Below are 17,952 nucleotides of genomic sequence, written 5' to 3'. Positions count from 1 at the left end.
ATTCTTTTGGCAGAACAAAAAACCTTTTCTATCTTTGCACCCGCAAAAAGAATGGGGTTCCGTAGCTCAGCTGGATAGAGCAACAGCCTTCTAAGCTGTGGGTCGTGCGTTCGAATCGCACCGGAATCACTTCCATTTGGAAAAGGCTGCTCCTACGATATCAAGGAGCAGCCTTTTTGCATGCCGAAAAAGTTTCTGAAATAATCAATTATTCTCCGGACGCAGGGTACGCACTACGGCACCGGTTTGCCACATCTCGCTTTCGCGGAGGGCTTTCAGCTCGGCTTCGAGTTTCTCGCGATAATCGGGTTGTGAGTTGCTGTCGATGGAGCGCTGCGCTTCATTTCCGCTTGCTACTTCCTTGTAAAGTTTTTCGAAGACGGGCTTGGTGGCGTCGTGGAAAGGCGTCATCCAGTCGAGCGCACCGCGCTGGGCGGTGGTGGAGCAGTTGGCGTACATCCAGTCCATTCCTTTTTCGGCAAAAAGGGGCATGAGCGACTGGGTCAGTTCTTCGACCGTCTCGTTAAAGGCTTCCGAAGGGGTGTGACCGTTTTCGCGCAGCACCTCGTATTGTGCCAGCAGCAGTCCCTGAATGGCGCCCATCAGCGTGCCGCGTTCGCCGGTGAGGTCGGAGTAGACTTCGCGCTTGAAGTCGGTTTCGAAGAGATAGCCCGATCCTACGCCGATGCCGAGGGCGATGACCCGCTCATACGCCTTGCCGGTAGCATCCTGGAAGATCGCGTAAGAGGAGTTGAGGCCGCGTCCTTCGAGGAACATGCGCCGGAGCGATGTGCCCGATCCTTTGGGAGCCACAAGGATGACGTCGATATCGGCCGGCGGGATGATGCCCGTCCGTTCCTTGTAGGTGATGCCGAAGCCGTGCGAGAAGTAGAGTGCCTTGCCGGCCGTCAGATGGGGCTTGATGCGAGGCCATACTTCGATCTGGGCTGCGTCGGAGAGCAGGTACTGAACGATGGTAGCGCGGGCACAAGCCTCTTCGATCTCGAAAAGCGTTTCGCCGGGCACCCATCCGTCGGCCACCGCTTTGTCCCACGTTTTGCCGCCTTTGCGTTGTCCTACAATCACGTTGAAGCCGTTGTCGCGCAGGTTGAGCGACTGTCCCGGCCCTTGCACGCCGTAACCGATCACGGCGATGGTCTCGTTCTTCAATACCTCCTGAGCCTTGCTCAGCGGAAATTCGTTGCGGGTGACTACGTTTTCTTCTACCCCGCCAAAATTCATTTTTGCCATTGTTCTACGTTTTAAATTATTTCTGTGTATAGTTTCTTTCTTCTTGATCTCTTTCCCGTTCTTTTTCGCGTTTGAGGAGCATATCGCTCAGCCGTTCGACGGGCGATTTGGTGATCGCAATCCGTCCGGAGCGAATAAATTGCAACACGCCGACCGTTTTGGCCAGCTCGTCGAAGAGCGCCTGTGTCTCGGCATAATGTCCCGCTTTGAGAAACACCACGCAGTCTTTCGATATCTCCAGCACGCGGATGTTGTATTTGCGGATGAAATATTCGACCGAGCCGTGCTCCATGACTTTTTCCGTAGCCAGCTTGTACAGGGCCAGCTCCTGATGCACCAGCTCGCTGTCGGTGTTGTAGTACGACTTCAGGATGTCCACCCGTTTGTCGATCTGGCGTACCAGCTTTTTCATCGATTCGTCGCACGAGGCGTAGGCCGTGATGGTAAACTTGTGAATCCCGTCGATGGCCGAGGGCGAGACCGACAGCGTTTCGATATTGATCTGTCGCCGCGTAAAGATGGAGGTGATCTGATTGAGCACTCCCACCGTATTTTCGGAGAAGATGGTGATGGTGTATAATGTTTTTTCTTCCATACTGTTCTGTGTTTGCAGTCTGTGATGTAAACCGATTGCGTTTATATTTTATGTCCGTTTCCGATCAGAATATCCGTTACGCATCCGCCGGCCGGTACCATCGGATAGACCATCCCTTTCGTTTCCACCACGACTTCGAGCAGGTAGGCACCCTTGTGCGCGAGCATTTCGGCGATGGCGCCGTCCAACTCTTTGCGCTCCGTAACCTTCCGTCCTTTGATGCCGTAGGCGTCGGCGATCTTGATGAAATCGGGGTTCTTGAGATGCGTCTCGGAGTAACGTTCGTCGAAAAAAAGCTCCTGCCATTGGCGCACCATGCCCAGAAACTGGTTGTTGAGCAGAATGATCTTCACGTCGATGTCGTGTTCCATGATGGCGCCCAGCTCTTCGATGGTCATCTGGAATCCACCGTCGCCCACGAAGATACACACCGTCCGCTCCGGCGCACCGTATTTGGCGCCGATGCCCGCCGGCAGTCCGAAACCCATTGTCCCCAGTCCGCCCGAGGTAACCATGCTCCGCGAGCGCGTATATTTGAAATAACGGGTCGCCATCATCTGATGTTGTCCCACGTCGGTTACACAAATGGCGCTGTTGTGGGTGGCTTCCGTTACCTTATGTACCACTTCGCCCATTTTTATGGCACCTCCGTTCCGGGGGAACAGTTCTTCTTGAATCACGCAGGCGTATTCCTTGTCGGCATACGGTTTAAAACTCGACAACCACTCCTCGTGCGTTTGTTTTTCGAGCAGCTGCGTTACCATAGGAAGGGTTTGTCGGGCGTCGCCCAATACCTTGACGGTCGTTTTGACGTTCTTGTCCATCTCGGCCGGGTCGATGTCGAAATGAATCACCTGCGCCTGCTTGGCGTACGTTTTCAGATCGCCCGTAACGCGGTCGTCGAAGCGCATGCCGATGGCGATAAGCACATCGCACTCGTTCGTTTTCATATTGGGCGCGATGTTTCCGTGCATCCCCAGCATGCCGCAGTTGAGCGGATGGCCGGAGGGCATGGCCGACAGCCCGAGAATGGTCGACGCAAACGGAATGCCTCCTTTTTCGAGAAACGCACGCAGCTCTTCCTCGGCACGACCGAGCAGGACGCCCTGCCCCACCAAGGCGAAAGGTTTTTGGGCCGCGTTAATCAGTTCGGCCGCCTTCCGTATCTTTTCTTCTTCGGGATAAGGTACGGGCTGGTAGCTGCGGAGGAAGTCGGTCTTCCGGTACGAAAAAGGGCATCGGTTGATCTGCGCGTCCTTGGCGATATCGAGCACCACAGGCCCCGGTCGGCCGCTCGACGCAATGTAGAACGCCCGCGATACCGCCCACGGAATATCTTCCGCCCGCCGTATCTGGTAGTTCCATTTCGTGATCGGCAAGGTAACGCCAATCACGTCGGCCTCCTGAAAAGCATCGGTACCCAGCAGCCCCGACGCCACCTGTCCGGAAATGACGACCAGCGGCGTGCTGTCCATCATGGCATCGGTAATGCCCGTGATGGCGTTCGTAGCGCCCGGCCCCGATGTAACGAGCGCCACGCCTGTTTTCTGCGATACGCGCGCATAGCCTTGTGCCGCATGTACGGCGCCCTGCTCGTGGCGTACCAGGATATGTTTGATTTCTTTTTTATGGTCGTACAAGGCGTCGAAAACGGGCATGATGGCTCCGCCCGGGTATCCGAACATCACCTCGACGCCTTCGGCAATCAGAGAGCGAATCAGCGCTTCGCTGCCCGAAAGAACCTCCGTTTCTGCCGAGGGGGATGGAATGATTGATTCCGAATGATTTGCTTTGCTCATATTTGTTTGTTTTCAGATGATTACACTATGCTTTGTCGTGTTTGAGGATTCTCACGGCTCCCAGATCGGCCGAGCTTACGAAATGCGCATACATCTGCAACGCTTTGGAGACGGTTCTGTCGCGTTTCGGCCGGAAATCTTCCTGTGCACGCCGTCTTTCCAGCTCGGCTTCCGACAGGCGCACGTCGATGCTGCGACGGGGGATGTCTATGTCGATGATGTCGCCGTCGCGTACGAGTCCGATCGCGCCTCCGGCCGCCGCTTCGGGCGATATATGTCCGATGGACAAGCCCGAGGTGCCGCCTGAGAAACGTCCGTCGGTAATCAGGGCGCACGCTTTGCCGAGGTGCCGGGCTTTGATGTAGGAGGTCGGATAGAGCATCTCCTGCATGCCCGGCCCGCCTTTCGGGCCTTCGTACACGATCACGACTACATCGCCTGCCTGCACCTTACCGTTCAGGATGCCCTCGCAGGCTTCTTCCTGCGAATGAAAGACCCGCGCCGTTCCGCTGAATCTCCAGATGCTCTCGTCCACACCGGCGGTCTTCACCACGCAGCCGTTGCGGGCAATGTTGCCTTTGAGGATCGCCAGTCCGCCGTCTTTGGTGTAGGCGTGCGCCATGTCGCGGATGCAGCCGTTGCTGCGGTCGGTATCGAGCGAGGCGAACCGTGCGTGTTGAGACCCCATCACCAGGTTCCGGTGGTTTCCGGGGGCCGAGGAATAGATTTCGTACGCCTCTTCCGACGGATGCTCCGTCCGAATGTCGTATTGCCGGATGGCTTCGGCCAAGGTCGTTCCGTCGGCGCGATGCACGGACGTATCGACCAGTCCGCCCTTCGCCAATTCGTTCATGATGCCGAGGATGCCGCCCGCGCGGTTTACGTCCTGAATATGGTATTTCTTCGTGTTGGGAGCCACTTTGCAGAGGCAGGGCACGCGGCGCGACAGCGCGTCGATGTCGTCCATCGAGAAATCGACTTGTGCTTCCTGCGCGATGGCCAGCAGGTGCAGGATCGTATTCGTCGAGCCGCCCATGGCGATATCGAGCGTCATGGCATTGAGGAACGCCTGCCGCGTGGCGATGCTGCGGGGCAGCACGCTCTCGTCGCCGTCGAAATAGTAGCGGTTGGCATTCTCTATGATCTGTCGAGCGGCCTTCACAAACAGCGCTTTGCGGGTGGCGTGGGTGGCGACGACGGTTCCGTTGCCGGGCAACGCCAGCCCGATGGCCTCGTTCAGGCAGTTCATGGAATTGGCGGTGAACATGCCCGAGCAGGAGCCGCACGTCGGGCAAGCCAGCCGTTCGAGTTCGGCCACCCGTTCGTCGGACACCGACACGTCGGCCGATTCGATCATCGCGTCCACCAGATCCACCTGTTCGTCGCCGATCTTTCCGGCCTCCATCGGTCCGCCCGATACGAAGATGGCCGGGATATTCAGCCGCATCGCAGCCATAAGCATGCCGGGAGTGATTTTGTCGCAGTTGCTGATGCAAACCATCGCGTCGGCTTTGTGGGCATTCACCATATATTCTACGGAATCGGCAATCAGGTCGCGCGAAGGAAGGGAGTAGAGCATCCCGTCGTGCCCCATGGCGATGCCGTCGTCGATGGCAATCGTATTGAACTCGGCCGCAAAACAGCCCAGTTTCTCGATCTCGGCTTTTACCCACTGTCCGACTTCGTGCAGATGCACGTGTCCGGGCACGAACTGCGTAAACGAGTTGACTACCGCGATGATGGGCTTGCCCATCTGTTCGCGCGTCATGCCGTTGGCGTGCCACAAGGCGCGCGCGCCGGCCATGCGGCGTCCCTGCGTAGAGGTGGCGCTGTTCAGCTTTTTATTCATGCCTCTTCCGCGATGTATCGGGTTATCCATTGGCCTACCTCGCTTGTGGTGTAGGCTTTTCCGCCGTCGGCAATGTCTTCGGTTACGATGCCCGCGTCGATGGACGCGTTTACCGCGCGACGGATCAGCTCGCCCTCCTCCATCCGGTCGAAACCGTATTCGAACATGAGCGCGGCCGAGAGGATCATGGCCAGCGGATTGGCGATGTTCTTGCCTGCCGCCTGCGGATACGACCCGTGAATCGGTTCGAAGAGCGACGTGTGCAGTCCGATCGAAGCCGAGGGCAACAGCCCGAGCGATCCGGTGATGACCGAAGCTTCATCGGTGAGGATGTCGCCGAAAAGGTTTTCGGTAACGAGCACGTCGAAACTCTTCGGCCACTGGATGATGCGCATGGCGGCATTGTCCACGAAGAGGTAATCGGTTTCGATGTCGGGGTACTGCGGGGCGATCTCCTGCGCGATTTGCCGCCACAAGCGCGAAGTAGCGATCACGTTCGCCTTATCCACCACGGTTACTTTTTTGCGTCGCTGCGCGGCAAACTTGTAGGCCAGATGCAGGATGCGTTCCACCTCTTCACGGGTGTAAACGCAGGTGTCGTAGGCCGTATTGCCGTCTTCGCTCCGTCCCTGCGGACGACCGAAGTACATGCCGCCGGTCAGCTCGCGGATGCATACGAAATCGGCTCCGGAGACGAGGTCGGCACGGAGCGGCGATTTGTGTACCAGCGAGGGGAAAGTCATCACGGGACGGATGTTTCCGTACAGCCCCAATTGCTTGCGCATGCGAAGCAAACCCTGCTCGGGACGCACCTTGGCGTTGGGATCGTTGTCGAATTTGGGATGGCCGATCGCTCCGAAAAGCACCGCGTCGGACTCCATGCACAATGCGTGCGTTTCCGGCGGATAGGGATCGCCCACGGCATCGATCGCGCACGCGCCTACCATGGCCTCTTCGTACGATAGTTCATGTCCGAACCGGTCGCAAACGGCCTGCGTTACGTGCAACGCCTGCGCCATGATTTCGGGGCCTATGCCGTCGCCGGCCAATACTGCTATATTGATTTTCATTGTTGTATAGAATTGCTGATATCTGTTTTTTTACTTCATTTTTCTGATTTCTTCCCCTACGGCAGCTGCATATAGTTGATGACGGGGATATTGCCTTTTTCAATCATGTTGAGCATCTTCATGGTCGCTTTGATGGCCGCAGCCGTCTGATCGACGTCCAGTCCTCTTGTTTTGAAAACTTTTCCGTCGAACTTCCACGTGATAATCGTTTGCACGTAAGCGTTCGTTTTTCCGCCCGGAGGGATGACCACCACGTAGTCGAGCAGCTCGGGCGTCGGCTTGTCGAGGCTTTTGTAAATCTTGTACATCGCTTTTGTAAAGGCGTGGTACTGCCCTTCGCCCGCAGCCGACTGTTCGTAAACCTGCCCTCCGATGGAGAGTTTCACGGTGGCCGTAGGACGCATTCCCTCGGTAAGCATCAGCGAATAGTTGAGTATCTCGATGCTCTGGTTCTCAATCCCGTTTTTCAGGATGTCGGAGACGATGTAGGGAAGTTCGTCCGGGCTGACCAGCTCTTTCTTATCGCCCAATTCGATGATGTGGGCGGTTATTTTTTTCGCCGCTTCGTCGTCCACCTCGATGCCCAAGGCTTCGAGGTTTTTGAGGATATTGGCCTTGCCCGAATTTTTCCCCAGCGCATACTCGCGCGAACGGCCGAAGCGCTCCGGTGCCAGATCGTTGAAATAGAGATTTTTCTTCTTATCGCCGTCGGCGTGCACGCCGGCTACCTGCGTGAAGACGTTATCGCCGATGACCGGTTTGTTGTTCGGAATGCGCACGCCGGAATAGCTCTCCACCACTTTGCTCACGCCGTAGAGCTTGTCTTCGGCAATGTTCGTTTTGAGTTTCAACTGGTCGTGGATCAGTGCCGTTACACTGGTAATCGGCGCATTTCCGGCGCGTTCGCCCAAACCGTTCACGGTTACATGCACGCCGTGCACACCGGCTTTCACGGCTTCGAAGACGTTGGCCACCGCCAGATCGTAATCGTTGTGGGCATGAAAATCGAAGTGCAGATCGGGATAGCGGTTCACCATCGTTTCACAGAACTCTTTTGTCTCCGACGGATTTAAGACGCCAAGGGTGTCGGGCAGCATATAGCGGGCGATGGGCTGGTGCCGGAGTTCGTCCATCATTTCGAAGACGTAGGCTTGCGAGTCGCGCATCCCGTTCGACCAGTCCTCAAGGTAGATGTTTACGGTCATTCCGCGGCTTTTGGCATCGGCAATGACCGACCGGATATCGGCCAGATGTTCGTTCACCGTTTTCCGTAGCTGATATGTGCAGTGATTCTCAGAGCCTTTGCAAAGGAGATTCACCACGTTGCATCCGGCGGCGGCAATCCAGTCGAGCGATGCTTTTCCGTCCACAAATCCCAGAATTTCAATCCGGTCGATGTGTCCGTTTTTCTTTGCCCACTGGGCTATTTTTTGCACCGACGCGAATTCCCCCTCCGATACGCGCGCCGAGGCGATCTCTACCCGGTCGACGTGCAGCTCTTCGAGGAGCAGACGAACGATACTCACCTTCTCTTCGGCCGCGAACGAGACGCCCGAGGTCTGCTCGCCGTCGCGCAGCGTGGTGTCCATGATTTCGATTTTCCTCGGCGAGGATTCGAAAGGTTGTGAATGATTCATTGTTGTCATTGTTTTTATGCTTATTCGTGAAGATCACGCATGTTTTCAATATTCAATCGTTTATTAAGCGCTGCAACAAATCCGCAGGCAGGTCGTCAGAACCGGTTCGCTCTGCTCTCCCACGCCTCCGTCAGCGATTGGTTGCTTAACAGGAAATCGATGTCGTCGAGTCCTTTCAGGAGACACTCTTTTTTATAGGAGTTGATCTCGAACGATTCCGACGTGCCGGTCTCGTTGTTCCGAATGGTTTGCTCTTCCAGATGGACCGTAACCGTCGCTTTCGGGTTGTTCTGGATCGACGCGAAGAGTTCGCTCAGGAAACCTTCGCTCGTTACCACGGGCAGAATGCCGTTGTTGAGGGCGTTGTTGCGGAAAATATCGGCGAAGAAGCTCGATACGACGACCTTGAATCCGTAACCCGCAATAGCCCATGCGGCATGTTCGCGGCTACTGCCGCTTCCGAAGTTCTTGCCCGCCACCAGCACCTGACCGGAATAGGTGGGATTGTTGAGTACGAAGTCGGACTTCGGGCTGCCGTCTTTGTGGTAACGCCAGTCGGCGAACAGGTTGTCGCCGAAACCTTCGCGCGTGGTCGCTTTCAGGAAGCGTGCCGGGATAATCTGGTCTGTGTCCACGTTCTCGATGGGAAGCGGAACACAGGTGGATGTAAGTGTTTGAAATTTGTCCATAATTTTTTCAATATGCCAATAAGCGAATGTGCCAATTTGCCAATCTGTCAACGTACGAATGGTTGAAATTTAGCTGGAACTATTTGCTTTTGGCCGTATATATAATACTGCTGATGATTTTTTGTATCTCTTTGATCTCTTCTAAAAGATTCTCTTCAAACGGATACTTTTCCGAATATTTGCATAACAAGAGCCAATATTCGGTTTCTTCCGCCTCTTTTGCCGCAATTTTGAATTTGTGAATAAAGTCAGATTTGCTTTCACTATTCTGAGCCTCACGAACGTTTGCACCAATTGATGTGCCGCTTCTTAACAGTTGATTTGCAATAACAAATTTCCTGTTCTCCTCCAATATCTCTACGTAGCCGATCAATTTGAGTGAAAATTGAAAACTCAAATCAACTATCTTATTTCCCGTAACCGGTACATCCGTGCTCATCTCTTAAAAAACGATTTCCACATTAAAAAAATCGGGAGATTAACCCATTGGCAAATTTTCACATTGGCATATTGGCTCATTCTCAGAATCTCCTGTCAAGGCATCGTAATACGACCTGTAACTGCCGCGGCGGCCGCTACCAGCGGGCCGGCCAGAATGGTACGCGCTCCCGGACCCTGACGCCCTTCGAAGTTCCGGTTCGAGGTCGATACCGCATATTTGCCGGCGGGCACTTTGTCGTCGTTCATCGCCAGGCAGGCCGAACAGCCGGGCTGACGAAGTTCGAATCCGGCCGCTTCGAGGATCCGGTCCAGCCCTTCGGCTTCGATCTGTTTGCGCACCTGCCAGCTTCCGGGCACGAGCCACGCCGTTACGTGGTCGGCCTTCCGTTTTCCTTTCACATAGTGGGCGAATACCCGAAAATCTTCGATCCGACCGTTGGTGCAACTTCCCAGAAACACGTAATCGATGCTTTTCCCTTCCAGCTTTTCGCCGGGAACGAAACCCATATATTCGAGCGACTTTGCGAACGATATTTTTCCCGCCTCGTCGATCTCCTCCATCTGCGGGATGGTGCCGTCGACAGGCATGCCCATGCCGGGGTTGGTTCCGTAGGTGATCATCGGGCGGAGGTTCGACACGTCGAAAGAGACCTCTTTGTCGAATACCGCGTCGGCATCGGTTTTCAGCGTTTTCCAATAGGCCACCGCCTGTTCCCATTTCTCGCCCTTGGGAGCGAACTCGCGCCCTTTCAAATAGGAGAAAGTCGTTTCGTCGGGAGCGATCAGCCCGCCCCGGGCACCCATCTCGATGCTCAGGTTGCAAAGCGTCATCCGTTCCTCCATGGTGAGGTTGCGGACGGCCTCGCCGGCGTATTCCACGAAGTAGCCGGTCGCGCCGCCCGTGGTGAGCCGCGAAATCATATAGAGCGCCATATCTTTCGCTCCTACCTTCTTGCCCAGCTTGCCCTCGAAATTCACACGCATCGTCTTCGGTCGCGTCTGCAAGATGCATTGCGAGGCCAGTACCATCTCCACCTCGCTCGTGCCGATGCCGAAAGCAATGGCACCGAAAGCGCCGTGCGTAGAGGTGTGGCTGTCGCCGCAGACGATCGTCATGCCCGGCTGGGTGTAGCCGTTTTCGGGTCCTACCACGTGCACGATGCCGTTTTTCGGATTGTGGAGACCGTAGTAGGTCAGCCCGAAATCTTGTGCGTTCTTGGCAAGTGTCTCGACCTGAAAGCGGGATATTTCGTCGCGAATGGGTTGGTCCTGTCCCACGGTAGGGATGTTGTGATCGGCCGTGAGGGTCGTCTGTTCGGGACGGAATACTTTCAGTCCGCGCGCACGAAGCCCCGCAAAGGCTTGCGGACTGGTTACCTCGTGGCACAGATGACGGTCTATGTAGAGTTGGGTAGGCCCCTCTTGTACTGTGGTAACGACGTGAGCGTCCCATATTTTATCGAACAAGGTCGCCCCCTTCTGTCCGGTCGAGGGCTTCGAACTGTTTGCCTGTGTTGTATGATTTGTCATTTTCTGTTTTTGTCGTTGTTATTTAATAAATTATTGTTGTCGTATTCTTTTTCGGAGGGCTATTCCACGAACTTGTTCACCGCATCGATGAAAGCTTCGACCGATGCGGAAACGATGTCGGTATTGGCTGAAAAGCCGTAGTACAACATGCCGTTGTGCGCTACCTGCATGTGTACTTTTCCGACGTCGTCGCTTCCGCGGTTGATGGCCTGAATGAGGAACTCCTGAATCACCGTTTCGCGGCTGATAATCTTTTTAACCGCTTTGATGGCCGCATCGACCGGACCGTTTCCGGTGGCGGAGGCTTCGAAGTGCTCGCCGGCGATGTTCAACCCGATGCTCGCCACGTGGCGCAGCCCTACGCCGCAAGTAACTTGCAGGTAATCGATCTTGATCCGGTTCAGCCGCGATTCGATGCCGGCCAGCGCCAGCACGTCGTCGTCTTTGATGTCTTTTTTCCGGTCGGCCAGCGCGAGGAACTTCTGGTACACGTCGTCGAGTTTGCCGTTATCGAGGTCGACACCCAGCAGGCTCAGGCGGTTTTTCAACGCTGCCCGGCCGCTTCTTGCCGTCAGGACGATGGCGTTGTCGTCGATGCCCACCTCTTTTGGGTCGATAATTTCGTAGGTATCCGTATTTTTGAGCACGCCGTCCTGATGGATGCCCGACGAGTGTGCGAAAGCGTTCCGCCCCACAATCGCCTTATTGGGCTGTACCGGCATGTTCATTAGAGCCGAGACAAGGCGGCTCGTCGAATAAATCTTGGTCGTATTGATGTTCGTCTCGAATCCCAGCTCTTTATGGCTTTTGAGCGCCATCACCACCTCTTCGAGCGAGGTGTTTCCGGCGCGTTCGCCGATGCCGTTCACGGTTACTTCCACCTGCCGCGCGCCGTTGAGCACCCCCGCAAGGGTGTTGGCGGTAGCCATGCCCAGGTCCTGATGGCAGTGAGTGGAGAGGATGGCCCCTTTCAAATCGACGTGATCGACGAGGTACTTTATTTTGGCGCCGTACTGGTGCGGGAAACAGTAGCCCGTGGTGTCGGGGATGTTGATCACGGTTGCCCCTGCGTTCACCACCGCCTGTACCACCCGCGCGAGGTATTCGTTGTCGGTACGGCCGGCGTCTTCGGCGTAGAACTCCACGTCGTCCACAAAACGGCGGGCAAATTTCACCGCTTTCACCGCACATTCGACGATCTCCTCACGGTTGGAATTGAATTTGTGTCTGATGTGCGAGTCCGACGTGCCGATGCCGGTGTGGATACGTTTCCGCTTGGCGTACTTGAGCGACTCGGCCGCCACCTCGATGTCTTTCTCCACAGCTCGGGTAAGCGCGCAGATGACCGGCCAGGTAACCGCCTTGGAAATTTCAACGATGGAGTTGAAATCGCCCGGGCTCGACACGGGAAATCCCGCTTCGATCACGTCGACGCCCAATGACTCGAGCTTTTTTGCGACTTCGATTTTCTCTATTGTGTTCAACTGACATCCGGGCACCTGTTCGCCGTCGCGCAAAGTGGTGTCGAAAACATAAATCCGTTCCATAACATAAAAAATTTTCTTTCGTTTTTGTTGTAAAAAAAAGCCTTTCCCACCACAGGTGAGAAAGGCTATCTTTTTATGCTGTTATATCTTTTTCAGTTACCGATATTCCAATCCCACCCTCCGGAGTCTTCCAGAAGCTGAATAGAAATAATGAGAATACCGATGTTATTATTGTACATAATTGTTGTCCAAATTTTGATAACGGTTGCAAAGTAAAAGAAAAAAGATGTCATTGCAAAATATTTGTGCGATTTATTGCCGGAAAAATATCAAAGATGAAGGAAATAAGAGGCAAAGAATCTTCTTTGGGTAAAAACTTTATCACATTCCTCATGATATTCTTACTGCACTGTTTTTTTCAATTGACCGGTCTTTCTTCTTCTTGCGTGATTTGAAACAACTACTTCGAGAATAAAGATATTGAAAGCACTTTCTGCTTTTATTGCTCCAACAGCAGCATCGATGCTCTAAAAGCAAATGAAAGCTCACATACCATCTAATTAAAAAAACATAGTCGTTTTGAGTTTTATTTTTATCGGTCTGTGGGTGAATTGAAATTTATCTCGTAGCTTTGCACCGGTTGCGAAGATGAGCTGTACTTACGGAAAAAAACGTAAAGCGCGATTTAAGACAAGATGCTTCGCTGTTGATATGATCTGGAATAAACATGAATAAGAACGAAAGATGAAAAAGCTGGCTCTGATTCAGAACGATCCTTGGCTGAAACCTTATTCGGATGCCATCGAAGGACGTTATCATCGTGTGATAGAAAAAGAGAAGACATTAACTTGTGGCGGGAAACAAACGCTCGCCGAGTTCGCTTCGGGCTATCTGTATTTCGGATTGCACCGTACAGCGCAAGGATGGGTGTTTCGTGAATGGGCACCGAATGCCACAGCCATCTATCTGATAGGCACATTCAACGGCTGGGAAAAGAACGAGAGTTATCGTCTGCAACCTCTCGACAACGGCCATTGGGAGATCAGTTTACCGGTCTCCTCTCTCCATCACGAAGATTTATACAAGCTGCTGGTCGAATGGGAAGGAGGGTGCGGAGAGCGCATCCCCGCATGGTGTCAGCGGGTGGTGCAGGATGAGCAGACAAAAATCTTTTCGGCCCAAGTCTGGGCACCCGAGAAACCGTATCGGTTCGAAGTAAATACGTTCCGGCCGGACACATCGCCGTTGCTGATTTACGAATGTCATATCGGTATGGCTTCGGAAGAGGAAAAAACGGGTACGTATGAGGAGTTCCGTACACACGTTTTGCCCCGCATCGTAAAGGACGGTTATAATGCCATACAAATCATGGCAATACAGGAGCATCCGTATTACGGCTCGTTCGGGTATCATGTGAGCAGCTTTTTCGCACCTTCGTCACGGTTCGGTACGCCCGACGAGCTGAAGCGTCTCATCGACGATGCTCATCGGATGGGGCTGACGGTGATTATGGACATCGTGCACAGTCATGCTGTGAAGAATGAGACGGAAGGGCTCGGACGTTTCGACGGTTCGTATCATCAGTATTTCCATACCGGCGCCCGGCGTGAACATCAGGCATGGGACTCGCTCTGTTTCGATTACGGGAAAGACGAGGTGTTGCATTTCCTGCTGTCGAATTGTAAATACTGGCTTGACGAATACCGATTCGACGGTTTTCGTTTCGATGGCGTCACGTCTATGCTCTATTACAGCCATGGGCTGGGCGAACATTTTTTGAATTACGGCGACTATTACAACGGCCATCAGGACGATGACGCGATAACGTACCTGACGCTGGCTAACAAGTTGATACACGAAGTCAATCTGTATGCCGTGACGATTGCGGAGGAAGTCAGCGGTATGCCGGGGCTGGCGGTTAAAGTGGCCGACGGCGGCTATGGATTCGATTACCGCATGGCGATGAATATTCCGGATTTCTGGATCAAAATATTGAAAGAGAAGAAAGACGAAGATTGGCATCCTTCGGCCATCTGGTGGGAGACAACGAACCGGCGGGCCGATGAGAAGACCATCAGCTATGCCGAGAGTCACGATCAGGCGTTGGTAGGAGATAAAACGATCATCTTCCGTCTCATCGATGCCGATATGTATTGGCACATGCAGGCGGACGACCGACATTTTATGGTAGAGCGCGGACTGGCGCTTCATAAAATGATCCGGCTCGTGACGGCCACGACCATCAACGGCGGTTATCTGAATTTTATGGGGAACGAGTTCGGACATCCCGAATGGATCGATTTCCCGCGCGAAGGCAACGGCTGGTCGTACAAGTATGCGCGCCGACAGTGGAGTCTGGTCGATGATCCGAACCTGAAATATCGCTTCTTGGGAGACTTTGACCGTGAAATGCTTGCGTTGATCCGCAGCATAAAAGATTTTCAAACGTTGCCTGTACAGAAGGTGTGGGACAACGACGGCGATCAGGTGCTGGCCTATATGCGGGGAGAATATGTCTTCGTCTTCAATTTCAGTCCTACGCAGTCGTTTACCGATTACGGTCTGCTAACTCCTCCGGGCAGTTACCGTACGGTATTGAACACGGATGACCTTCGCCTCGGTGGGAACGGACTGACGGACGACTCCATCGAACATCTGACGCAGTACGATCCGCTGTACGAGAAAGAATATAAAGGCTGGCTGAAACTGTATCTCCCGGCACGCACGGCTATGGTATTGAAACGACTGCCTGAACTTCGTTCATTATCGGTCGAACAAGGAGAGAGGGCGAAAAGACGGGCACAGAAAAAAACGACGCCACGAAAAGGGAAAGAATAACGTCATGTAAAAAGAGATGAATAATTTACTTAAACATGTACGATCTATGAAAGCAAAAGATTTATTAGGCCTCGTTTGCTTGTTGGCCGTTATCGGACTATCCGGTTGCGGGAGCGACGAGTTTGCAGAAAGAAACGCGTATGAGAACAGCCGTAGCCAATGGGCTGACTTGAAGAAAGCGAAAGGGAATTCGTATGTTTATCGGGTATCTCGTTCTTCGTGGACGGGATGGTCGAGCTATACGGATATACAGGTGGAAAACGGAGCGGTTACGGCGCGTAGCTTCTATGAAGTGACTCCGTTGCAGCATGCAGACGGCTCTTTCCGTTACAAAAAGGAAGGAGGTTTTCTCTGCGACACCACGTGCGTCTACACCGAATCCGTCAACGATATCGGAACACACGAGCAGGGGGACAAGCCGTTGACGATGGACGAGCTTTATGAAGTGTACGGAAAGTATTTGATGGTAGACAGAAAACAGAACACGCTGTATTTTGAAACAGATACCCAGGGCATTTTGAAACTGTGCGGGTATTTTCCGAATACGTGCGCAGACGACTGTTTTAGAGGAATCGATATTGAATCATTCCGTTGGCTGAAAAAATAACTTTGCTCTCCTCTTTCGGCGGTGGAAGCTGTCGAAGGAGGAGAAAAATAAATAGACAGAACAAACAAACAATCAAACAACAAACAAAACAATGTATCCATATTTATTTCAACCGATTTTAAAAGAAGTAGTCTGGGGAGGGACGGATATCCGTCCGTTCAAAGGGATGGCTCCTACACAGGAGAAGATAGGAGAGAGTTGGGAACTGTCGCATGTTGACGGCGATTTTTCCGTTGTAGCGAATGGCGCCGACAAAGGAAAAACCATCGACGAATTGATTCGCGAGTATGGCGAAAGTCTGCTGGGCAGTCACGTAATGAAGCGGTTTGGCACACGCTTTCCGTTGCTTATCAAATTCATCGATGCTCGCGATCATCTCTCCATTCAGGTACACCCGGACGATACACTGGCCCAAAAACGTCATCAGTCGTTCGGGAAAACGGAGATGTGGTATGTGATTAAGGCCGCGCCTGACGCCTCCCTGTATTGTGGCTTCTCGCAACCGGTCGATGCGAATGAATATGTGCGACGTGTTGAAGACAACAGCATCATGGAGGTGCTCCAACGTTACGACGTGACTGCGGGCGATGTCTTCTTCCTGCCTGCCGGACGCGTGCATGCCATCGGTGCCGGATGCTTCATCGCCGAGATCCAGCAAACCAGCAATATCACCTACCGCATCTACGACTATAACCGCAAAGATGCCGAGGGCAAAGGACGCGAATTGCATACCGAGCTGGCCAAAGACGCGATCGACTATACGCTGCAATCCGACTATCGGACGCACTACACGCCGGAGCCTGGCGCTGCCGTCGAGTTGGTGCAATGCCCGTACTTCACCACCCGTTTGCTGGAAACGCAAACGCCTATGACACGCGACTATGCCACGCTCGATTCGTTTGTCGTTTATATCTGTATGGCCGGTTCCGTCGAATTACGTGACGATAACGGCAACGAACTGACTGTTTCGCAGGGGCAAACCGTGCTCTTTCCCGCAACCACACAATCGGTTACCCTAAAGCCCGCTCCGCAGGCCAAATTGCTGGAAACCTATATCGCGTAAACGAGCGCAATTACCTAAGGAAAGGACGGCTTTGCACATAAGGGAAAGCACCTTTTGCAGGTAAGGGAAGGCACCCTTTACAGGTAAGGGAAAGCGTCCTCTACAGGTAAGGGAAAGGCGAAGGTGCTTTCCGAGACAATAAGATAAGTGAAAACAGCGTTATAGGAGACGATAACCGGTAAAGACAGATGAACAACATATCGATACGTTCGCTAAACAAACGTTATCCGAACGGTACCCATGCCTTGAAAGACGTCAACATGGATATACCGACGGGCATGTTCGGTCTGCTGGGGCCTAACGGGGCCGGCAAATCGACGCTGATGCGTATCCTCGTGGCGCTGATGGAGCCTACGTCGGGCGAGGTGAATGTATTCGGCTATGACTTGCGTAAGCAACGCCGGGAAGTACGCCGGATTCTCGGTTATCTGCCGCAAGACTTCCGTTTCTTTGCGAAATACAAGACGCATGAGTTCCTTGACTATGCGGCTCGTCTGTCGGGGATGAACAGCCGGCGGGAGCGCCGGCAAGCCGTCGATGCCATGCTGGAGAGCGTCGGGCTGTTCGATGTCAGGGAGCGTTATGCCAATAAACTGTCCGGCGGAATGAAACGTCGGCTGGGCATTGCGCAGGCGTTGATACATCGCCCCAGACTGATCATCGTCGATGAACCGACCACAGGATTGGATCCCGAGGAGCGCATTCGTTTCCGTAATCTGCTGGCCGAAGTGGGCAAGCAGGACGTGACGATCATTTTGTCGACCCATATCGTCGGCGACATATCGAGTACATGCAACTGTATGGCGCTGATGAACAAAGGCGAGGTGGCGTTTTTCGGATCGCCCCGGGAAATGCTGCAAGAAGCCGAGGGGAAGGTGTGGCGGATGCATATCAGCAGTGATGAGATGCCTGTTGTCGATGCGAAATACCCTGTGATATCGACCATTCCGTCCGGTACGGGGTGGGAAGTACAGGTAGTAGCCGACGAGATCGAAGGGTATGATGCCGAGCCGTATCCTCCCAATTTGGAGCATGCTTACGTATATTATATGGAGAACAAGTTGAATCGGTGGATGAACGATTGATTTAACCGAAG

Annotated in this window: 13 protein-coding genes, 1 tRNA gene and 1 pseudogene; 5 read left to right on the top strand and 10 right to left on the bottom strand. The window is 53.6% G+C overall.

Annotated elements, in window-relative coordinates; genetic code table 11:
- Positions 1 to 55 precede the first annotated feature (55 nt).
- Positions 56 to 129 (top strand) — tRNA-Arg (locus EII41_RS01995).
- Between the two features lie 75 nt (positions 130 to 204).
- Here EII41_RS01995 and ilvC read toward each other — a convergent pair.
- From ilvC to EII41_RS01945, 10 genes are all read right to left on the bottom strand, one after another.
- Positions 205 to 1,251, bottom strand: a complete 1,047-nt coding sequence (gene ilvC, locus EII41_RS01990) for a ketol-acid reductoisomerase (protein ID WP_124789217.1) — start codon at positions 1,249 to 1,251, stop codon at positions 205 to 207.
- Positions 1,252 to 1,267: 16 nt separating this feature from the next.
- Positions 1,268 to 1,846: an acetolactate synthase small subunit gene (gene ilvN / locus EII41_RS01985; RefSeq protein ID WP_124751922.1), complete on the bottom strand. Its 579-nt coding sequence runs from the start codon at positions 1,844 to 1,846 to the stop codon at positions 1,268 to 1,270.
- A gap of 41 nt (positions 1,847 to 1,887) precedes the next feature.
- Positions 1,888 to 3,645 (bottom strand): biosynthetic-type acetolactate synthase large subunit, encoded by a 1,758-nt coding sequence (gene ilvB, locus EII41_RS01980; protein ID WP_124789216.1) that lies wholly within the window; start codon positions 3,643 to 3,645, stop codon positions 1,888 to 1,890.
- A 25-nt stretch (positions 3,646 to 3,670) separates the two neighbouring features.
- The gene (gene ilvD, locus EII41_RS01975; protein ID WP_124789215.1) at positions 3,671 to 5,494 is read right to left on the bottom strand and encodes a dihydroxy-acid dehydratase; all 1,824 of its coding nucleotides are present in this window, start codon (positions 5,492 to 5,494) and stop codon (positions 3,671 to 3,673) included.
- On the bottom strand, positions 5,491 to 6,564 hold the full coding sequence (gene leuB, locus EII41_RS01970; RefSeq protein WP_124789214.1) for a 3-isopropylmalate dehydrogenase: 1,074 nt from the start codon (positions 6,562 to 6,564) through the stop codon (positions 5,491 to 5,493). The genes ilvD and leuB overlap by 4 nt, the downstream gene beginning before the upstream one ends.
- 56 nt (positions 6,565 to 6,620) lie before the next feature.
- Positions 6,621 to 8,201 carry an alpha-isopropylmalate synthase regulatory domain-containing protein gene (locus EII41_RS01965; RefSeq protein ID WP_260425435.1) on the bottom strand — a complete coding sequence of 527 codons (1,581 nt, stop codon included), beginning with the start codon at positions 8,199 to 8,201 and terminating at the stop codon, positions 6,621 to 6,623.
- Positions 8,202 to 8,296: 95 nt separating this feature from the next.
- The gene (leuD, locus tag EII41_RS01960) at positions 8,297 to 8,890 is read right to left on the bottom strand and encodes a 3-isopropylmalate dehydratase small subunit (protein ID WP_124789213.1); all 594 of its coding nucleotides are present in this window, start codon (positions 8,888 to 8,890) and stop codon (positions 8,297 to 8,299) included.
- A gap of 79 nt (positions 8,891 to 8,969) precedes the next feature.
- Positions 8,970 to 9,329 (bottom strand): four helix bundle protein, encoded by a 360-nt coding sequence (locus EII41_RS01955; RefSeq protein WP_124789212.1) that lies wholly within the window; start codon positions 9,327 to 9,329, stop codon positions 8,970 to 8,972.
- A 95-nt stretch (positions 9,330 to 9,424) separates the two neighbouring features.
- Positions 9,425 to 10,861, bottom strand: a complete 1,437-nt coding sequence (gene leuC, locus EII41_RS01950) for a 3-isopropylmalate dehydratase large subunit (RefSeq protein WP_124789211.1) — start codon at positions 10,859 to 10,861, stop codon at positions 9,425 to 9,427.
- Between the two features lie 59 nt (positions 10,862 to 10,920).
- Positions 10,921 to 12,408 (bottom strand): 2-isopropylmalate synthase, encoded by a 1,488-nt coding sequence (locus EII41_RS01945; RefSeq protein ID WP_124789210.1) that lies wholly within the window; start codon positions 12,406 to 12,408, stop codon positions 10,921 to 10,923.
- Between the two features lie 684 nt (positions 12,409 to 13,092).
- Here EII41_RS01945 and EII41_RS01940 point away from each other — a divergent pair.
- The 4 genes and pseudogenes from EII41_RS01940 to EII41_RS01925 form a co-directional block, all read left to right on the top strand.
- Positions 13,093 to 15,093, top strand: a pseudogene (locus EII41_RS01940) (alpha amylase C-terminal domain-containing protein); the annotation flags it as partial.
- A 139-nt stretch (positions 15,094 to 15,232) separates the two neighbouring features.
- Positions 15,233 to 15,793, top strand: a complete 561-nt coding sequence (locus tag EII41_RS01935) for a hypothetical protein (RefSeq protein WP_124789208.1) — start codon at positions 15,233 to 15,235, stop codon at positions 15,791 to 15,793.
- Between the two features lie 91 nt (positions 15,794 to 15,884).
- Positions 15,885 to 16,856 (top strand): type I phosphomannose isomerase catalytic subunit, encoded by a 972-nt coding sequence (locus EII41_RS01930; RefSeq protein ID WP_124789207.1) that lies wholly within the window; start codon positions 15,885 to 15,887, stop codon positions 16,854 to 16,856.
- A gap of 188 nt (positions 16,857 to 17,044) precedes the next feature.
- A complete protein-coding gene (locus EII41_RS01925) occupies positions 17,045 to 17,941 on the top strand; it encodes an ABC transporter ATP-binding protein (protein ID WP_124751911.1) in 897 nt (298 codons plus the stop codon).
- The last annotated feature ends 11 nt before the right edge of the window (positions 17,942 to 17,952 follow it).

It is taken from the genome of Tannerella forsythia (assembly GCF_003860135.1).
Classification (GTDB): Bacteria; Bacteroidota; Bacteroidia; order Bacteroidales; family Tannerellaceae; genus Tannerella; species Tannerella forsythia_A.
This window is presented reverse-complemented; position numbering and strand designations above follow the sequence as displayed.

Excerpts from the sequence above, each read along its gene's own strand:
- ilvC (WP_124789217.1), bottom strand. The coding sequence starts at position 1,251 with ATGGCAAAAATGAATTTTGGCGGGGTAGAAGAAAACGTAGTCACCCGC.
- ilvN (WP_124751922.1), bottom strand. The coding sequence starts at position 1,846 with ATGGAAGAAAAAACATTATACACCATCACCATCTTCTCCGAAAATACG.
- ilvB (WP_124789216.1), bottom strand. The coding sequence starts at position 3,645 with ATGAGCAAAGCAAATCATTCGGAATCAATCATTCCATCCCCCTCGGCA.
- ilvD (WP_124789215.1), bottom strand. The coding sequence starts at position 5,494 with ATGAATAAAAAGCTGAACAGCGCCACCTCTACGCAGGGACGCCGCATG.
- leuB (WP_124789214.1), bottom strand. The coding sequence starts at position 6,564 with ATGAAAATCAATATAGCAGTATTGGCCGGCGACGGCATAGGCCCCGAA.
- EII41_RS01965 (WP_260425435.1), bottom strand. The coding sequence starts at position 8,201 with ATGAATCATTCACAACCTTTCGAATCCTCGCCGAGGAAAATCGAAATC.
- leuD (WP_124789213.1), bottom strand. The coding sequence starts at position 8,890 with ATGGACAAATTTCAAACACTTACATCCACCTGTGTTCCGCTTCCCATC.
- EII41_RS01955 (WP_124789212.1), bottom strand. The coding sequence starts at position 9,329 with ATGAGCACGGATGTACCGGTTACGGGAAATAAGATAGTTGATTTGAGT.
- leuC (WP_124789211.1), bottom strand. The coding sequence starts at position 10,861 with ATGACAAATCATACAACACAGGCAAACAGTTCGAAGCCCTCGACCGGA.
- EII41_RS01945 (WP_124789210.1), bottom strand. The coding sequence starts at position 12,408 with ATGGAACGGATTTATGTTTTCGACACCACTTTGCGCGACGGCGAACAG.
- EII41_RS01935 (WP_124789208.1), top strand. The coding sequence starts at position 15,233 with ATGAAAGCAAAAGATTTATTAGGCCTCGTTTGCTTGTTGGCCGTTATC.
- EII41_RS01930 (WP_124789207.1), top strand. The coding sequence starts at position 15,885 with ATGTATCCATATTTATTTCAACCGATTTTAAAAGAAGTAGTCTGGGGA.
- EII41_RS01925 (WP_124751911.1), top strand. The coding sequence starts at position 17,045 with ATGAACAACATATCGATACGTTCGCTAAACAAACGTTATCCGAACGGT.